Genomic DNA, 18,730 nt, shown 5'->3' on the forward strand with positions numbered 1-18,730 from the left:
CATGGCTGACTCATCCACTGGAGCACTCTCACGCCTGGGCAACCGTGCCTACGGCGTGGGGTTCATCCTCGTCGTCGGCCTGCTCGTCGGGCTGTCGGTCGCGTCGTTCCAGAAGCGGTTCACCTCCGTCGTCATGGTCAACCTGCTGACCGACCGGATCGGGTCGCAGCTGCAGACCGCCTCCGACGTCAAGATCCGCGGCCTGATCGTCGGCGAGGTCCGCTCGATCGAGACCACCGGCAAGGGCGCCCGCCTGCAGCTCGCGCTGAAGCCGGAGATGGTCGACCTGATCCCTGCCAACGTGTCGGCCCGGCTGCTGCCCAAGACGCTGTTCGGTGAGCGGTTCGTCGACCTCGTGGCCCCCACCGAGGCCAGTGGTCGCCACATCGCCAAGGGCGACACGATCGGGCAGGACCGGACCTCGGTGGCGATCGAGCTGGAGCGGGTGTTCGAGGACCTCCTGCCGTTGCTGCGCACCGTCCAGCCGGAGAAGCTGTCCGCCACGCTCAACGCGCTGGCCACTGCCCTGGAGGGTCGGGGCACCCAGCTCGGCCAGAACCTCGTCCTCGTGGACTCCTACTTCAAGGAGATCAACCCCAAGCTGCCCGTCATCAAGGCCGACATCAGTGGCCTCGCCGACCTGGCGAGCACGTATGCCGTGGCGGCACCGGACCTCGTGCGCGCCGCGAAGGCGCTGATCACCACCTCGACGACGATCGTCGAGAAGAAGGACGCGCTGTCGGGCTTCCTGGCCGGGACGGCCGGGTTCGCCAACACCACCGCCGACTTCCTCGATGCCAACGGCCAGCGGATCATCCGGGTCGGGGCCGTGCAGCGCCCCACGGTCGAGGTGCTGGCGAAGTACTCGCCGCAGTACCCGTGCATCGCGACCGCCATGACCAACTGGATCCCCCGGATCGACGAGGCCTGGCGCGACAAGACCTTCCACATCACCCTCGAGGTCACCCAGCAGCGCCCCGGGTACGTTCCCGGCGAGGAGCCGCGCTGGGGCGAGCGCCGCGGCCCGAGCTGTCAGGGACTGCCTGGTCGCTTCGGCACGCAGGAGAACCCGTGGAGGGGCAACCACTTCGACGACGGCACCAACCACCCGAGCTCGGCTGCCGGCAGCGCCCTGCCCTCGATGTTCTCCGGTACCTCGGGCCAGAGCATCGTGGGCGCCGACTCCGGCCTGGCCGGCACCGAGGGTGAGCAGGACGTCGTGGCGGCCCTGCTCTCCGCGGACGGGAGGCGTTCGGCCATCACGACGCTCCTCGCCGGCCCGATGCTGCGTGGAACGGTGGTGAACCAACGATGAACACCCGCTCCAGCCTCGTGAAGTTCATCATCTTCGTGGTGGCGACCCTCTTCGCCACCGGCACTCTCGCGGCCACCATCGCCAACACCCAGTTCGGCGACAAGGCGACCTACCGCGCCGTCTTCGAGGACGTCACCGGTCTGGCGAACGGGCAGGAGGTGCGCATCGCAGGCGTCCGCGTCGGTGAGGTGAAGTCGATCGCGGTGGCCTCCGACCGCGTGCACGCGACGGTCGAGTTCAACGTGCTGAAGACCAGCGTCCTCACCCAGGGCACCACGGCCACGATCAAGTACCGCAACCTCGTGGGCGAGCGCTACATCGCGCTCACCCAGGACGTCGGTGGCGCGAGCCCGCTCAAGGACGGCGCCACCCTCGGGCTCGACCACACGCAGTCCGCCCTCGACCTGACGGTGCTGTTCAACGGGTTCAAGCCCCTCTTCGCGGCGCTCTCGCCCAAGGACGTGAACGAGCTGTCGACCAACATCATCAGCGTCCTGCAGGGGGAGGGCGGCAACATCAACTCGCTGCTGTCCAAGACCGCCTCCCTGACCTCGACCCTGGCCGACCGTGACGAGGTGATCGGCCGCACGATCTCCAACCTCAACACCGTCCTCGGCACCGTGGACGCCCACGACGCCGCCCTCAAGGAGCTGATCGACCAGCTCCAGCGGTTCATCTCGGGCCTGGCCGCCGACCGCACCACGATCGGTGCCTCCTTGACGAACATCAACTCGCTGACCGCCGAGACCGCTGACCTGCTCAAGGTCACCCGGCCCTCGATCAAGGCCGACATCGCGCACCTGCACGACCTCAGCGCCAACCTCAACAAGCCATCGAACACCGCGACCTTCGAGAAGTTCCTGTCGACCTCGCCGGGCAAGATCAACACGATCACCCGGACGGCCACCTACGGCTCGTGGTTCAACTTCTACCTGTGCGACTTCAGCGGCACCATCGTCGTGCCGTCGCCGGTCAAGGGTGCGCCGGCCGTCAAGATCCCGGTCGACAAGCCCGCGGGCCTGTCCGGAGCGAGGTGCTCGTCATGAGCATCCCCTTCCGTGAGCGCAACCCCGTCCCGATCGGTGCCGCCGGCCTGCTGGCCATCGGCCTGGTGCTCTTCCTCGCGTTCAACATCCAGAGCATCCCGTTCGTCGGCGGCGGGGACCACTACCGCGCGGCCTTCAGTGAAGCCGGTGGCCTCATCAAGGGCGACGACGTCCGGATCGCCGGAGTCAAGGTCGGCAAGGTCGAGAAGGTCGACCTGGCCGGCAACCACGTCCTCGTCGACTTCAGGGTCACCGAGCCGGTGGCTTTCGGCACCCGCACCGGCGCCAGCGTGCGGATGAAGACCCTCCTCGGCGCGAAGTACCTCGCGCTCGAGCCGGCCGGTGGCGGCCAGCTGAAGGAGGACAGCGAGATCCCGCTCGATCGGACCGTCTCCTCCTACGACATCGTCAACGCGTTCGCCGACCTCGCCACGACCTCGGAGGAGATCGACACCGACCAGCTCGCGAAGTCGCTGACCACCCTCGCGACCGAGTTCAAGGACAGCCCGCCGGACGTCAAGGCGGCGCTCGACGGACTGAGCCGGCTCTCGAACACGATCGCCTCGCGGGACGACGAGCTGCGCCACCTGCTGGCCTCGGCCAACACCGTCAGCGGCACGATCGCGCAGCGCAACAAGGCGGTCGAGTCGATCATCAAGAACGCCGACCTGCTGATGGTCGAGCTCAACGCCCGTCGCGATGCCATCCACACGTTGTTCACCAACACCTCGGCGATGGCCCAGCAGATCACCGGCCTGGTGCGCGACAACCGCACCGAGCTCAAGCCGGCGCTCGACCAGCTGACGAAGGTCCTCGCCGTGCTCCAGAAGCACGACCAGGACCTCAGCGACACCATCGCCGCGATGGGGCCGTTCACCCGGCTGTTCTCCAACGTCCTGGGCAACGGCCGCTGGTTCGACACCTACATCGCGAACCTCACGACCCCCGTCTCCCCGGGAGGCAACTGATGAAGCGCCTGCCCGCCCTGCGCCTGCCGAACCTGCCGCGACTTCCGCGGCTCGGGCTGGTCCCCAAGGTCGTCGGCGCCCTCGTGGTGGTCGCCCTCGTCGCCGGCGCCTACGCCTTCTGGCCGCGACAGGACAACGTCCACGTCACCGGTGAGTTCACCCGCGCCGTCGGGCTCTTCCCGGGCTCCGACGTCCGCATCCTCGGCGTCGCGGTCGGCAAGGTCACCGAGGTGACGCCACAGGGCGACAAGGTCGAGGTGAAGTTCGAGTTCGACCGCAAGTACAAGGTGCCCGCGGACGCCAAGGCGGCCGTCGTGGCCCCCTCGCTGGTGAGCGACCGCTACATCCAGCTGCTCCCGGCATACACGTCCGGCCCGGTGCTGAAGGACAACGCCACGATCGGCCTGGACCACACGGCGGTGCCGGTGGAGCTGGACCGCATCTCCTCGAGCCTCGACGACCTGCTGGTCGCGCTCGGCCCGACGGGGGCCAACAAGGACGGGGCCTTCGCCGACCTGCTCGACACGGGCGCCAAGAACCTCGACGGCCAGGGCCAGAAGCTGCATGACACCAACCGTGACCTGTCCAGGGCCCTGGAGACCCTCTCCGGTGGCCGCAACGACCTGTTCGGCACGGTGAAGAACCTCCAGGCCTTCACCACGATGCTCGCCACCAACGACAGCCAGGTGCGCCGCCTCAACAGCGACCTCGCCAACGTCTCCGAGCAGCTCGACGGCGAGCGTGACGACCTCGCGGCCGCCCTGAAGAACCTCGCGGTCGCGCTCAGCGAGGTCAGCTCGTTCGTCCACGACAACCGCGCCGGCCTCACCACCAACCTCAAGCAGCTCGCGTCGGTCACCGGGACGATCGCCGAGCAGCGGGACGCCCTCGCCGAGACGCTGACCAACGCCCCGGTCGCGATCAGCAACCTGCAGAACGCCTACAACCCCGACACGGGCACCCTCGACACCCGGGCCAACGTCAACGAGAACCTCAAGCTCCAGAACCTGATCTGCAGCTTCATCACCGAGGGCGGCCAGCCGGCGTCCCTGTGCAAGACCGTCAGCGGCGCGCTCAAGCCGATCGAGGACCTCCTCGACCAGGCCGACAAGCTCGGCGTGAAGCTGCCGCTCGACCTGCTGTCGGCGCTGCCGCAGTCGCAGACCGCAACCGCCGTGACGCCCACCGATTCCGCGGCCGGCATGGTGCAGATGCGCGGCGCCGACCCCACCCTCGGCGGCCTGCTGGAGGGATCCCGATGAACAGCCCGATGAACAGCCCGATGAACAGCCACGCACCACGAGCCACCGGTATGCCGCGGGGCCGCCGCCTCCTGTCCGGCGCCGTCGTCGTCGCGACCCTGCTCGGGGTGTCGGGGTGCCAGGGCGCGTTCGACCTCCCCCTTCCCGGAGGGGCCGCGAACCGCGGCGACATCTTCCGCGTGACGGCGGAGTTCGCCGACGTGCTCGACCTCGTGCCCCAGTCGTCGGTCAAGGTCGACCAGGTGACGGTCGGCTCGGTCGAGAAGATCGAGCTGAACGGCTGGACGGCGCGGGTGACGTTGCGGCTGCCCAAGAACATCGACCTGCCGGACAACGCGGTCGCCGAGCTCAAGCAGACCTCGCTGCTCGGCGAGAAGTACGTCCAGCTCTCGGCTCCGCCCTCGACGGCGCCCGAGGGCCACCTCGGTGACGGCGACAACATCCCCCTCGCGCGGACCGGTCGCAACCCCGAGGTCGAGGAGGTCCTGAGCGCGCTCTCACTGCTGCTCAACGGTGGCGGGGTGGCCCAGCTCAAGGTGATCGAGTCCGAGCTCAACAACGCCATGCGCGGCAACCAGGCCGAGATCAAGGACGTCATCAAGCAGCTCGACACCTTCGTCGGCGGGCTCGACGACCAGAAGGCCGAGATCGTCCGCGCGATCGACAACATCGACAAGCTCGCCGGCAAGCTGGCCGCCCAGAAGGACGACATCGCCGCGGCCCTCGAGGCCCTGCCGAAGGGCCTGAAGGTCCTGGCCGATCAGCGCACCCAGCTGGTCCAGATGCTCCAGGCGCTCAGCCGGCTCGGAGCGGTCGGCACCCAGGTCATCCAGCAGAGCAAGGCCGACACGGCGGCGAACCTCAAGGCGCTCGCCCCGATCCTGGCCCAGCTGACCAAGGCCGGCGACGACCTGCCCAAGTCGCTCCAGCTGCTGCTGACCTACCCGTTCTCCGACGCGACGACGGGTGCCATGAAGGGCGACTTCACCAACATGTCGGTCGACATGGACCTGAACCTGAAGAACCTCGCCGGCAACCTCGGGGTCCCGACCACGCCGCCCGGTGGCCCCAGCCTGCCGACCGGGACCCCCAGCCTTCCCCTGCCGCCGGTCCCGCCGCTGCCCGGACTGCCCCCCCTGCCCACCGGCAGCTCGACCAGCAGCAGCACCAGCTGCCCGCCGATCGTCGGCTGCCCGCTGGGCGCACCGGCCCAGGAGTCCGGGTCGTCCGACGAGTCGTGGCGCTCGCTCTACTACGGCGGTGCCGCATGATCCGCCGGACCGTACGGGTGCAGCTGGTCGCCTTCCTGCTCATCACCCTGTTCACGGTCTCCCTGCTGTCCGCGCGCTACGTCGGGCTCTACGACCGCGTGGCCGGTGGACAGATCCACGTGACGGCCGACTTCGAGCAGTCCGGCGGCATCTTCGTCGGGTCGGAGGTCTCCTACCGCGGCGTCACCGTCGGACGGGTCGACGACCTGCGGCTGTCGAAGGACGGCGTCATCGTCGACGCGAAGCTCGAGCGCGGGGTGAAGATCCCCAAGGACACCAAGGTCGTCGTCGAGAACCGGTCGGCGGTGGGGGAGCAGTACCTCGACTTCCAGCCGCGCAGCGACCACGGTCCCGACCTCGCCGACGGCGATGCGATCCCGCGCAAGGACACGGCCTACCCGTTGCGGGTGGACACGCTCCTCCTGGACCTGGACCAGACGGTGAACTCGGTGGACAAGCAGGACCTGTCGACCGTCGTCGACGAGCTGGGCAAGGGCTTCGCCGACGGAGGCGAGGACCTCCAGCGCCTGCTGGACAGCGGCGACGCCCTCACCAAGTCGGCCACCGAGGCGCTCCCCGAGACGATCAAGCTGATCGACGACGGCCGGATCGTGCTGGACACCCAGCGCGACACCGCCGGCGACGTCAAGGTGTTCGCGAGCAACTTCGCCGACCTGTCCGAGACCCTCAAGTCCTCCGACGGCGACCTGCGGCTCATCCTCGACCGGGGCGCGGTGGCCTCCAAGGAGCTCGACACCCTGGTCAGGGACAACCGCGGCAACCTCGCGGCCCTGCTCGCCAACCTCATCACCATCGGCCAGGTGACGACCTCGCGGGTCGACGGGATCCAGCAGCTGCTGGTCACGTACCCCGACGTCGTGGCCGGTGGCTACACGGTGGTGCCGGGCGACGGCTCCGCGCACTTCGGGCTGGCGCTCGCGCACGACCCGCCGGTCTGCACCCAGGGCTACCAGGGCACGAAGCGGCGCAGCCCGAGCGTGACGAGCGACGCCAAGGCGAACACCGCCGCCCGGTGCACCGCAGCCCGCGGGTCCGGCACCAGCGTGCGCGGCGCCCAGAACGCTCCCGGGCCGTCGTCGAGCACGAACTCGACCGTTCCCTTCGCTTTCGGCGACCAACCCGTATCCCCGGGGATGGCTGCGTCGTTGGGCATGGCAACACCACAAGTGTCGGTGCCTCTTCCTCCGTCCGGAGGTGAGAGCAGCGAGTCCTCGTGGTTGTGGATCATGAAGGAGGCTGCTCGATGAGCACCATCACCACCCCTGCCGACCCGATGCCGGCGCTCCTGACGCCTGGCGACCGCGTCAAGGCGCTGCGCCTCACCCCACGGATGCTCTGGATCGTGGTGGCCGTGGCGCTCGTGGCGAGCATCGCGCTCGGGGCGACCCGCGGTCGCGACTGGTATGCCGCGCGGCAGACCGAGGCGGCCAACGCCGCTGCCGTGGCTGCCGCCAAGCAGCTGGCCATCAACTTCGTCACCGTCGACTACACCCAGGTCGACGCCGACGTGGCGCGGGTCAAGGCGGGTGCGACGGGGGAGTTCCTCAAGAGCTACTCGACCTCGGCCGCCGACCTGAGCAAGGTGCTGGTCGCGAACAAGACCCAGTCGAGCGTCGCGCGCACCGAGGCCGCCCTGGTCTCCGGTGACCAGGACTCGGCCGTCGCCCTCGTCGGGGTGGTCGCGCCGACCAAGAACACCGCCGTCCCCAACGGCGAGACCAAGACCTACCGGATGCGGCTCGACCTGCGGATGGTCGGCGACGAGTGGAAGGTGGAGAACCTTGAGTTCGTCGGTTGAGACCACAGTGCGGCAACGTCCCCGCGTGGCCGGTGAGCGCTCGCGCGCCCGCGCCCCGCAGGCACAGGGGCCCGTCGAGCCGAAGCCGCTGACGCGGCATACCTCGGCGGCCACGAAGCCGGCGCCCACGAAGCCGGCTCCGAAGCGGACCGCCGCCACGGCACCGGTCGGCACGCAGGGCACCGCCGGTCGTCGACGCTGGCTGGCGCCGGTCGTCGCGCTCGTCGCGGTGCTCGCGCTGCTCGGCACGGTCGCTGGCGTCAGCCTGCGCGACCCGGCGGCCCAGGCGCGGACCGACCGGGCGGCGGCCAGCCAGGCCCGCACGTCGATCGAGCAGATGCTCAGCTACAACTACAAGACCATCGACGCCCAGGCGGCCCAGATCGAGGGCCTGCTGACCGGGTCCTTCAAGGGCGAGTTCAGCGCCGCGATGGCCAAGGACATCACGCCGCTCGCGGTCAAGAACCAGACCGTCGTGCAGGCCAAGGTCTCCGACATCGGCGTGATGAGCTCCTCCGACACCACCGTCACGGTGCTCGCGTTCGTCAACCAGGCGCGCGTCGGGACCGACCAGAAGCAGCCCGTCGTCGACCAGAACCGCGTCATCGCGACGATGTCGAAGGTCGGCGACCGCTGGCTCATCAGCAAGGTCGCGGCCTTCTAGGACACCCCCGGACAGCCCTCTTGACCTGCGGCGATGTACCCCTCCCGGGTGCGTCGCCGCAGTCCGTTCGGCGACGCGCGCCGAGATTGTCTTGACGTGGGGGGTTTGGCGCGTCATCCTCATCTGCGTCGGATCAGCCCGCGGCTTGTGGCCCGGGCCTGACCCCCGTCGACAGTTCGTGGCGCGAGCCCGCTGGACACGGTTGGACGAGGCTGCCCTCTTTCGTGTATGGTAACCCTTTGCGCTGCCCTCTTTCCTGACCTCACCTCAGACCTCAGCCCTTCGTCGTGCCCTGCGGCACGGATTCGTGGCCCAGTCTCCTGCGTGGTCCGGCTGGCGGCTGGCGCTGCACCGGTTTCGAACCATCAGTTTTAAGACAAGGCCCGTGGAAGGACCCCTCCTTGGCTGCCTCGCGCAACGCGACTCAGACTGTGTCCACCGCACGGACGGCTTCCGGCCGTCTGTCGTTCGCGAAGATCCGCGAACCCCTCGAGGTCCCCGACCTCCTGGCGCTGCAAACGGAAAGCTTCGACTGGCTGCTCGGTAACGAGCGCTGGCAGGCCCGTGTCGCAGAGGCCAAGGCCGCTGGCCGTGGGGATGTGCCGGATCGCTCCGGCCTCGAGGAGATCTTCGAGGAAATCTCTCCCATCGAGGACTTCAGCGGCTCCATGTCGCTGTCGTTCCGCGACCACCGCTTCGAGGAGGTCAAGTACTCCATCGAAGACTGCAAGGAGCGCGACCAGACCTACTCGGCGCCCCTGTTCGTCACCGCGGAGTTCATGAACACCACGACTGGCGAGATCAAGAGCCAGACGGTCTTCATGGGCGACTTCCCGCTCATGACCGAGCGCGGCACCTTCGTGATCAACGGCACCGAGCGTGTCGTCGTGTCGCAGCTGGTCCGCAGCCCGGGCGTCTACTTCGAGCGCACGCCCGACAAGACGTCCGACAAGGACATCTACACCGCCAAGGTCATCCCGAGCCGCGGTGCTTGGCTGGAGTTCGAGATCGACAAGCGCGACATGGTGGGCGTCCGCGTCGACCGCAAGCGCAAGCAGTCGGTCACGGTGCTCCTCAAGGCCCTCGGCATGTCCGAGGCCGACATCCTCGAGGAGTTCGGCGACTTCGAGTCGATGCGACTCACCCTGGAGAAGGACCACACGGCCGGCCAGGACGACGCGCTGCTCGACATCTACCGCAAGCTGCGCCCGGGCGAACCGCCGACCCGTGAGGCCGCCCAGACCCTCCTGGACAACCTCTACTTCAACCCCAAGCGCTACGACCTGGCCAAGGTCGGTCGCTACAAGATCGACCGCAAGCTGGGCGTCGCCGCCGAGCTCAGCGCCTCCGTGCTGTCCGTGGACGACATCGTCGCCACGATCAAGTACATCGTCGCGCTGCACGCCGGTGAGTCCACCCTCGCCGGCAAGAACGGCGACGAGGTGCCGGTCGAGGTCGACGACATCGACCACTTCGGCAACCGTCGCCTGCGCAACGTGGGTGAGCTGATCCAGAACCAGGTCCGCACCGGCCTGTCCCGCATGGAGCGCGTCGTCCGCGAGCGCATGACCACGCAGGACGTCGAGGCGATCACGCCGCAGACCCTGATCAACATCCGCCCCGTGGTGGCCTCGATCAAGGAGTTCTTCGGCACCTCCCAGCTGTCGCAGTTCATGGACCAGAACAACCCGCTCGCGGGCCTGACGCACAAGCGGCGTCTGTCGGCCCTCGGCCCGGGTGGTCTGTCCCGTGACCGCGCCGGCATGGAGGTCCGTGACGTCCACCCGTCGCACTACGGCCGCATGTGCCCGATCGAGACCCCTGAGGGCCCGAACATCGGCCTGATCGGCTCGCTCGCCTCCTACGGTCGGATCAACGCCTTCGGCTTCATCGAGACGCCGTACCGCAAGGTCGTCAAGGGCAAGGTCACCGACAAGGTCGACTACCTGTCCGCCGACGAGGAGGACCGGCACGTCATCGCGCAGGCCAACGCCGTCATCAACAACGACGGCCTGTTCACCGAGGACCGCGTGCTCGTCCGCACCAAGGGCGGCGAGATCGACTACATCCCCGGTGCCGACGTCGACTACATGGACGTCTCGCCCCGACAGATGGTGTCGGCCGCGACCGCGCTGATCCCGTTCCTCGAGCACGACGACGCCAACCGCGCCCTGATGGGCTCGAACATGCAGCGCCAGGCGGTGCCGCTGGTCAAGTCCGAGGCTCCGCTGGTCGGCACCGGCATGGAGTACCGCGCCGCGCTCGACTCGGGCGACGTCGTCCGTGCGGAGACCGCTGGCGTGGTCACCGAGGTGTCCGCCGACCTCGTCACCGTCGCCGGTGACGACGGCTCGACCCGCACCTACCGGATCGCCAAGTTCGCGCGCTCCAACCAGGGCACGTCCTACAACCAGGTCGTCGTCGTCAACGAGGGCGACCGGGTCGAGGCCGGCGGCGTCATCGCCGACGGTCCCGCGACCGACGGTGGCGAGATGGCCCTGGGCCGCAACCTGCTCGTGGCGTTCATGCCGTGGGAGGGCCACAACTACGAGGACGCGATCATCCTCAGCCAGCGCCTGGTGCAGGACGACGTCCTCTCCTCGATCCACATCGAGGAGCACGAGGTCGACGCCCGCGACACCAAGCTGGGGCCGGAGGAGATCACCCGGGACATCCCGAACGTCTCCGAGGAGGTCCTCGCCGACCTCGACGAGCGCGGCATCATCCGCATCGGTGCCGAGGTCCGCGACGGCGACCTGCTCGTCGGCAAGGTCACGCCCAAGGGTGAGACCGAGCTGACCCCGGAGGAGCGCCTGCTGCGCGCCATCTTCGGTGAGAAGGCCCGCGAGGTCCGCGACACGTCGCTCAAGGTGCCCCACGGCGAGACCGGCACGGTCATCGGCGTCAAGGTGTTCGACAAGGACGAAGGCGACGACCTACCCCCGGGCGTCAACCAGCTGGTCCGCGTCTACGTCGCCAACAAGCGCAAGATCACCGATGGTGACAAGCTCGCCGGCCGACACGGCAACAAGGGCGTCATCTCCAAGATCCTGCCGGTCGAGGACATGCCGTTCCTCGAGGACGGGACCCCCGTCGACGTCGTGCTCAACCCGCTCGGTGTCCCCGGTCGGATGAACGTCGGACAGATCCTCGAGCTGCACCTCGGCTGGGCCGCCTCCCGCGGTTGGGAGATCGCGGGCAACCCGGACTGGGCCAAGCTCATCCCCGAGGACGCGCGTTCGGCCCCGGCCGGCACGCGAGTCGCCTCGCCGGTGTTCGACGGTGTGCGCGAGGACGAGATCGTGGGTCTGCTCGACTCGACGACCAAGACCCGCGACGACGTCCGGCTCATCGACGGCTCCGGCAAGTCCCGGCTCTTCGACGGCCGCTCCGGCGAGCCGTTCCCCGAGCCGGTGTCCGTGGGCTACATGTACATCCTCAAGCTGCACCACCTCGTGGACGACAAGATCCACGCCCGCAGCACCGGCCCCTACAGCATGATCACGCAGCAGCCGCTGGGTGGTAAGGCTCAGTTCGGTGGCCAGCGCTTCGGTGAGATGGAGGTGTGGGCACTGGAGGCCTACGGCGCCGCCTACGCGCTGCAGGAGCTGCTCACGATCAAGTCCGACGACGTCCAGGGCCGCGTGAAGGTCTACGAGGCCATCGTCAAGGGTGACAACATCCCGGAGCCCGGCATCCCCGAGTCCTTCAAGGTGCTCATCAAGGAGATGCAGTCGCTGTGCCTGAACGTCGAGGTGCTCAACAGCGAGGGCACTTCCATCGAGCTGAAGGAGTCCGACGAGGACGTCTTCCGCGCGGCGGAGGAGCTCGGCATCGACCTGTCCCGGCGCGAGCCCAGTTCGGTCGAAGAGGTCTGACGGTATGCCGCGTGCTCACCGCCACGGTGACCACGCGGCATACCTCCCCTCACGACCAACCCCTTAAGTTCTAGCTAGAGACACGGAAGAAGGAACCACGTGCTCGACGTCAACTTCTTTGACGAACTGCGCATCGGCCTGGCCACGGCGGACGACATCCGCCAGTGGAGCCACGGCGAGGTGAAGAAGCCCGAGACGATCAACTACCGCACGCTCAAGCCCGAGAAGGAGGGCCTGTTCTGCGAGCGCATCTTCGGCCCCACCCGGGACTGGGAGTGCAACTGCGGCAAGTACAAGCGGGTCCGCTTCAAGGGCATCATCTGTGAGCGCTGTGGCGTCGAGGTCACTCGCGCCAAGGTGCGTCGTGAGCGGATGGGCCACATCGAGCTCGCCGCCCCCGTCACCCACATCTGGTACTTCAAGGGCGTCCCGTCGCGCCTGGGCTACCTGCTCGACCTCGCCCCGAAGGACCTCGAGAAGGTCATCTACTTCGCGGCCTACATGATCACGTCCGTCGACGAGGAGCAGCGTCACAAGGACCTGCCCTCGCTCGAGGCGCAGATCGAGGTGGAGAAGAAGGAGTACGAGAACAAGCGCGACTCCGAGGTCGACACCCGTGCCAAGCGGCTCGAGTCCGACATCGCCGAGCTCGAGGCCGAGGGTGCCAAGGCTGACGCCCGTCGCAAGGTCCGCGAGTCCGCCGAGCGCGAGATGAACCAGATCCGCAAGCGCGCCGACATGCAGATCGAGCGCATCGAGCAGGTCTGGGACCGGTTCAAGAACCTCAAGGTCCAGGACCTCGAGGGCGACGAGATCCTCTACCGCGAGATGCGTGACCGCTTCGGTCTGTACTTCGAGGGTGGCATGGGCGCCGCGGCGATCCAGAAGCGCCTCGAGGACTTCGACCTGGTGGCCGAGGCCGAGCTGCTGCGCGAGATCATCGCCACCGGCAAGGGCCAGAAGAAGACCCGTGCGCTGAAGCGGCTCAAGGTCGTGACCGCCTTCCAGGCGACGACCAACAAGCCCTCCGGCATGGTCCTCGACGCCGTCCCGGTCATCCCGCCGGACCTGCGCCCGATGGTGCAGCTCGACGGTGGCCGCTTCGCGACCTCCGACCTCAACGACCTCTACCGTCGCGTGATCAACCGCAACAACCGACTCAAGCGACTGCTCGACCTCGGTGCGCCGGAGATCATCGTCAACAACGAGAAGCGGATGCTCCAGGAGGCTGTCGACAGCCTCTTCGACAACGGCCGTCGCGGCCGCCCGGTCACGGGCCCCGGCAACCGTCCGCTCAAGTCGCTGTCCGACATGCTCAAGGGCAAGCAGGGCCGGTTCCGCCAGAACCTGCTCGGCAAGCGCGTCGATTACTCCGGCCGTTCGGTCATCGTCGTCGGCCCGCAGCTCAAGCTGCACCAGTGCGGTCTGCCCAAGCAGATGGCGCTCGAGCTCTTCAAGCCGTTCGTGATGAAGCGCCTGGTCGACCTCGACCACGCGCAGAACATCAAGTCGGCCAAGCGCATGGTGGAGCGGGCCCGCCCGGTCGTGTGGGACGTCCTCGAAGAGGTCATCACCGAGCACCCCGTGCTGCTCAACCGCGCACCCACCCTGCACCGACTCGGCATCCAGGCCTTCGAGCCCCAGCTGGTCGAGGGCAAGGCCATCCAGATCCACCCGCTCGTCTGCTCGGCCTTCAACGCCGACTTCGACGGTGACCAGATGGCGGTGCACGTGCCGCTGAGCACCGAGGCGCAGGCCGAGGCCCGCATCCTCATGCTCTCGAGCAACAACATCCTCAAGCCGGCCGACGGTCGTCCGGTGACCATGCCCACCCAGGACATGATCATCGGGCTCTACCACCTCACCTCCGAGGTGGAGAACGGCAAGGGCTCCGGCCGCGCGTTCTCGTCGGTCTCCGAGGCCCGCATGGCGTTCGACGCCGGCGAGCTGGAGCTCGGCAGCAAGGTCAAGATCCGCCTGCTCGACGTCGTGCCGATCCCCGGCACGGAGCTGGGCGAGGGTGTCGAGGCGAACGAGCAGGGCCAGGTGGCCTCGCTCATCGTCGAGACCAGCCTCGGCCGGGCGCTGTTCAACCAGACCCTGCCGGTCGACTACCCGTTCGTGGACGCGGTCGTCGACAAGAAGCGCCTCTCGACCATCGTCAACGACCTGGCCGAGCGCTACAGCAAGGTCCAGGTGGCTGCGTCCCTCGACGCGCTCAAGGAGTACGGCTTCCACTGGGCGACCCGCTCGGGCACCACGGTCGCCATCTCCGACGTCGTGACCCCGCCGCGCAAGCTCGAGATCCTCGAGGGCTACGAGACCAAGGCCACCAAGGTCCAGGTCCAGTACGAGCGCGGTCTGATCACCGACGACGAGCGTCGCCAGGAGCTCATCGAGATCTGGACCCAGGCCACCAACGAGGTCGCCAAGGAGATGGAGGCCAACCTCCCGAAGACCAACACCATCTACAAGATGGTGTCCTCGGGTGCGCGTGGTAACTGGATGCAGCTGCGGCAGATCGCCGGTATGCGTGGTCTGGTGTCCAACCCGAAGGGCGACATCATCCCGCGACCGATCCGCGCGAACTTCCGCGAGGGCCTGTCCGTGCTCGAGTTCTTCATCTCGACGCACGGTTCGCGTAAGGGTCTTGCCGACACCGCGCTGCGTACCGCCGACTCGGGTTACCTGACCCGTCGTCTGGTGGACGTCTCGCAGGACGTCATCATCCGCGAGGACGACTGTGGCACCGAGCGTGGCCTGACCATGCCGATCGCACAGAAGAACGCGGCCGGCGCCCTGGTCGAGCACGACGACGTGGAGACCTCGGTCTACGCCCGCACGCTCGCCGCCGACGTCGAGAAGGACGGCTCCGTCCTCGCCGAGGCCGGCATCGACCTCGGTGACGTGGTCATCGACGCCCTCGTCGCCGCTGGCGTCGAGGAGGTCAAGGTCCGCTCGGTCCTCACCTGCGAGTCGCACGTCGGCACCTGTGCCGCCTGCTACGGCCGGTCGCTCGCGACCGGCAAGCTGGTCGACATCGGCGAGGCCGTCGGCATCATCGCGGCCCAGTCGATCGGTGAGCCCGGCACCCAGCTGACGATGCGTACCTTCCACACCGGTGGTGTGGCTGGTGACGACATCACGCAGGGTCTGCCCCGTGTCGTCGAGCTGTTCGAGGCGCGCACCCCCAAGGGTGTCGCCCCGATCGCCGAGGCGTCCGGTCGGGTGGCCATCGAGGACACCGACAAGACCCGTCGCATCATGCTCACCCCGGACGACGGCTCCGAGGAGCACGCCTACCCGGTGAGCAAGCGTGCGCGTCTGCTGATCGCCGACGGCGACCACGTCGAGGTCGGCCACCGGATGACCCAGGGTTCGATCGACCCCAAGCAGGTCCTTCGCATCCTCGGCCCGCGTGCGGTGCAGATGCACCTCGTCGACGAGGTGCAGCACGTCTACCGCCAGCAGGGTGTGTCGATCCACGACAAGCACATCGAGGTCATCGTCCGCCAGATGCTGCGCCGGATCACGATCATCGAGTCCGCCGACGCCGACCTGCTCCCCGGTGAGCTGGCCGAGCGTGGTCGGTTCGAGACCGAGAACCGTCGCGTCGTCGCCGAGGGTGGCCGCCCGGCCTCGGGTCGCCCCGAGCTCATGGGTATCACCAAGGCGTCGCTGGCCACGGACTCCTGGCTCTCGGCCGCCTCCTTCCAGGAGACGACCCGCGTGCTCACCGAGGCCGCGATGAACGCCAAGTCGGACCCGCTGCTGGGTCTGAAGGAGAACGTCATCCTCGGAAAGCTCATCCCGGCCGGCACGGGTCTCCCGCGCTACCGGAACGTCAAGGTCGAGGCCACCGAAGAGGCCAAGGCCGCGATGTACTCGATGCCCAGCTACGAGTACGACTACCCGGTGTTCGGTCCCGGCTCCGGCGAGGCCATCCGCCTCGACGACGCCGAGCTGGGTCTCGACTAGTCAGCAAGCACCACCGCTGAGGGCGGGTATGCCGCGTGGTCACCACGCGGCATACCCGCCCTTTGGCGTGCCGTCGCCGGTGCCGACCTGCGCCCCGAGCCAGGTGGCGGCCGAGTGGTCACTTCGCTTCGCGGCACTACCCCGTCCCGTCAGTGACGCCCTGTGGCGTCAGCGGGGCGGCAGCAGCTGGTATGCCTCGGCGTCGGAGTTGCCGTAGCGGCGGGTGGCGTAGGGCTCGAGGGTCTTGGCGTAGGGCCGGGTGTGCTCGACGTAGATCCAGCGCACCCCGAGACCCCAGAGCCGACGCGCCGCATCCTCCGTGGGGGCGGCGATGAAGTCGTCGTTGAGCCGCAGGATGTCGGGCTTCCAGTAGTTCACCGTGATCGAGTCCCTGCCGTGCGGTGCGAGCTCGGTGGCCTTCGGGGTCGCGGTCCAGCCCTCGACGAGCATCTGCCGCTCGCTGAAGGCGGCGACCACCCAACGGCGGCTGTCACAGCCGTCGAAGGGGGATCGAGGGTAGGTGCAGTGCCGGTTCGTCATCACGACGTCGTCGATGGCCGAGTGGTCGCGGATGTAGCGGGCGGCGTTGATCTGCTTCTGGGTCACCGACCAGGACGTCTTGGTCGAGACGGGCTGCCACACCGTCTTGACCGGCTCGAAGGACGAGCAGGCGAAGACGGTCAGCCCCCCGACGACGGCACAGAGACCGACGGCGGTGGCGGCCCTGACGGCGACGGCGCCGCGCGCCGGGTGCGCCGACCGTCCGCGCCCCATCGCCGCGGCGGCGAGGGCCGTGGCGACCAGCACACCGGCCGCGATGCCGACCATCGACCAGGCCTGCTCGTAGCCGCCCGTCACGAGACGGCCCTCGACCCACTCCGGCAGGAGGGCCAGGAGCACCCCGCCGACGGCTGCGACCGCGCCCAGCGGGATGAGGCGCCGTGCTCCGAGTGACCGGGCCAGCTCGTACAGACCGATGGCCGAGGTGATGCTGAGCAACGGGATCGCGGTGAGGGCGAAGTACCACTGGCTCTTGCCCGGGTGCGAGAAGACAGCCAGCGCGCCCGCGCCTGCGAGGCACGCACCCAGCAACAGCCAGGTGAGCGGGTCCTTGCGCCAACGGGCCGAGAACGGCAGGGCGAAGCCGGCGGCTCCGCGGGCGAGGACGCCGAGGACGGAGGTGACGATGGCCATCCAGCGCAGGGCAGGGGTGTCGAGCGGCCCCAGCCACGTGCCGGTAGCCGTCTGCTGGGCTGCGTCGTCGATGCCGAAGCTGAGGCCGGCCGACGAGCCGTGGAAGACGACGATGATGGTGAACACCAGGGCGGCGGTGACGACGGCCAGGTCGAGGGCCACCTGCCGCGCGCGGCTGCGGTCCCAGACGAGCATGGCCACGAGGGCCAGGCCGAGCCCGGCGACCACGAGCGGAGAGGTGGAGCCCTTGGTGCCGGCGGCGGCGACCGCGAGCAGGGGCACCAGCACGAACGCTCCCCGGAGCGACTCGCCCCGCCACCGCACGGCGAGCACGACGATGAGCGCACACAGGGTCGGGGCGCCCATCGCCAGGGTGGGGGACAGGGGTTCGACGGGGTATCCGGGCGCGAAGCGGCCGAAGACGTTGAGGGTGCCGCCGAGCATCGTCAGCACGCCCGCGAGCGCGCCGACCACGGGGCGACCGGTCAGCCGCAGGGCTGCCACCGCGGCGCAGGCCACCACGATCGAGGGCATCACGGCCGGCATGAACCGCAGGAGCACCTCGTCCAGCCCCAAGCCGCTGACCCGCGCGGTCTGGGCGATCCAGGCGTGCGCGAACCAGTGGTACCCGAGGTCCTCGCCCTGGACCGTGGGCCAGGCCGCGGGGCCTCGGTTGAGCAGCTCCGCAGCGAGCGCCTGGTGGAGGTAGACGTCGATGTGCGGTTGCCAGGCCCCGGCCGGCCAGTGCAGCTCGTGCCGGTGGAAGTAGGCCATCAGCTGGGGGAACACCGGCACGGATGCGAGGGCGACGACCGGGCCGAACCACGGGGGCAGGGCCGTCCAGCGGGCCTCCACGATGCGCCGTCTCGTGGCAGGGACGAGGACGAGGACCACGCCGACGGCGAGCGGTATGCCGGCCGAGAGCCACGTGACCCGCGACAGCCCCGCCACGACCTGGGCGCCGATGGCGAGGCAGCACCCGATCGCGAAGCCCATGACCAGGTCCTCGACCAGCCACCCCTGACGGGGTCGGACGGCGCGCCAGCACAGGGCGCCCGGCAGCACCTGCACGAGGCCCACCGCGGCGGCGGCGGTCACGGCATGACGCGGCGACAGGCCGCGCTCGACGGCATACGCGAGGAATCCCGCCACGGCGAGCAGGGGTGCGAGCGCGAGCGCCCCGAGGAGCACCTCTCGTGGGGCGGGTCGCGCACCTCGTCGGGTCAGGTGCGGTGCAGACATGCCGGGAGGGTCTCCGTCACTCGAGGTCAGGGGGCCGCCCCGAGGCGGGGCTGGCGCGAGTATACGTGGGCATTTCGACCCGCTTCATGGCTG

Annotated in this window: 11 protein-coding genes; 10 read left to right on the forward strand and 1 reads right to left on the reverse strand. The window is 68.8% G+C overall.

From position 1 onward, the window contains the following. Position 1: 1 nt before the first annotated feature. The 10 genes from AC1DWJ_RS09790 (at position 2) to AC1DWJ_RS09835 (ending at position 16,201) form a co-directional block, all read left to right on the forward strand. Entirely contained in the window at positions 2–1,315 is a 1,314-nt protein-coding gene (locus tag AC1DWJ_RS09790) for an MCE family protein (RefSeq protein ID WP_477620688.1), read from the forward strand. Beyond that, complete coding sequence (locus tag AC1DWJ_RS09795; protein WP_457253866.1) at positions 1,312–2,361, forward strand: MCE family protein; 1,050 nt, start codon at positions 1,312–1,314, stop codon at positions 2,359–2,361. The genes AC1DWJ_RS09790 and AC1DWJ_RS09795 overlap by 4 nt, the downstream gene beginning before the upstream one ends. Then, positions 2,358–3,329 carry an MCE family protein gene (locus tag AC1DWJ_RS09800; RefSeq protein ID WP_457253865.1) on the forward strand — a complete coding sequence of 324 codons (972 nt, stop codon included), beginning with the start codon at positions 2,358–2,360 and terminating at the stop codon, positions 3,327–3,329. Before AC1DWJ_RS09795 ends, AC1DWJ_RS09800 begins: the two co-directional genes overlap by 4 nt. Then, entirely contained in the window at positions 3,329–4,591 is a 1,263-nt protein-coding gene (locus AC1DWJ_RS09805; RefSeq protein WP_477620689.1) for an MCE family protein, read from the forward strand. Before AC1DWJ_RS09800 ends, AC1DWJ_RS09805 begins: the two co-directional genes overlap by 1 nt. After that, positions 4,588–5,862, forward strand: coding sequence for an MCE family protein (locus AC1DWJ_RS09810; protein WP_477620690.1), 1,275 nt, complete (start codon positions 4,588–4,590; stop codon positions 5,860–5,862). Before AC1DWJ_RS09805 ends, AC1DWJ_RS09810 begins: the two co-directional genes overlap by 4 nt. Then, positions 5,859–7,130, forward strand: a complete 1,272-nt coding sequence (locus AC1DWJ_RS09815; protein WP_477620691.1) for an MlaD family protein — start codon at positions 5,859–5,861, stop codon at positions 7,128–7,130. The genes AC1DWJ_RS09810 and AC1DWJ_RS09815 overlap by 4 nt, the downstream gene beginning before the upstream one ends. Then, positions 7,127–7,681 carry a hypothetical protein gene (locus AC1DWJ_RS09820; RefSeq protein ID WP_457253860.1) on the forward strand — a complete coding sequence of 185 codons (555 nt, stop codon included), beginning with the start codon at positions 7,127–7,129 and terminating at the stop codon, positions 7,679–7,681. Before AC1DWJ_RS09815 ends, AC1DWJ_RS09820 begins: the two co-directional genes overlap by 4 nt. A 25-nt stretch (positions 7,682–7,706) precedes the next feature. Next, positions 7,707–8,345, forward strand: coding sequence for a hypothetical protein (locus tag AC1DWJ_RS09825; protein WP_477620692.1), 639 nt, complete (start codon positions 7,707–7,709; stop codon positions 8,343–8,345). A 401-nt stretch (positions 8,346–8,746) separates the two neighbouring features. Beyond that, complete coding sequence (gene rpoB, locus AC1DWJ_RS09830) at positions 8,747–12,223, forward strand: DNA-directed RNA polymerase subunit beta (protein ID WP_477620693.1); 3,477 nt, start codon at positions 8,747–8,749, stop codon at positions 12,221–12,223. 99 nt (positions 12,224–12,322) lie between these two features. Next, positions 12,323–16,201 carry a DNA-directed RNA polymerase subunit beta' gene (locus AC1DWJ_RS09835; RefSeq protein WP_477620694.1) on the forward strand — a complete coding sequence of 1,293 codons (3,879 nt, stop codon included), beginning with the start codon at positions 12,323–12,325 and terminating at the stop codon, positions 16,199–16,201. Between the two features lie 168 nt (positions 16,202–16,369). On the opposite strand, the gene AC1DWJ_RS09840 is transcribed toward AC1DWJ_RS09835, so the two are convergent. Further along, entirely contained in the window at positions 16,370–18,637 is a 2,268-nt protein-coding gene (locus tag AC1DWJ_RS09840) for a hypothetical protein (protein ID WP_477620695.1), read from the reverse strand. Positions 18,638–18,730: the final 93 nt, after the last annotated feature.

The sequence above is a fragment of the Pedococcus sp. P2_D7 genome (assembly GCF_056404295.1).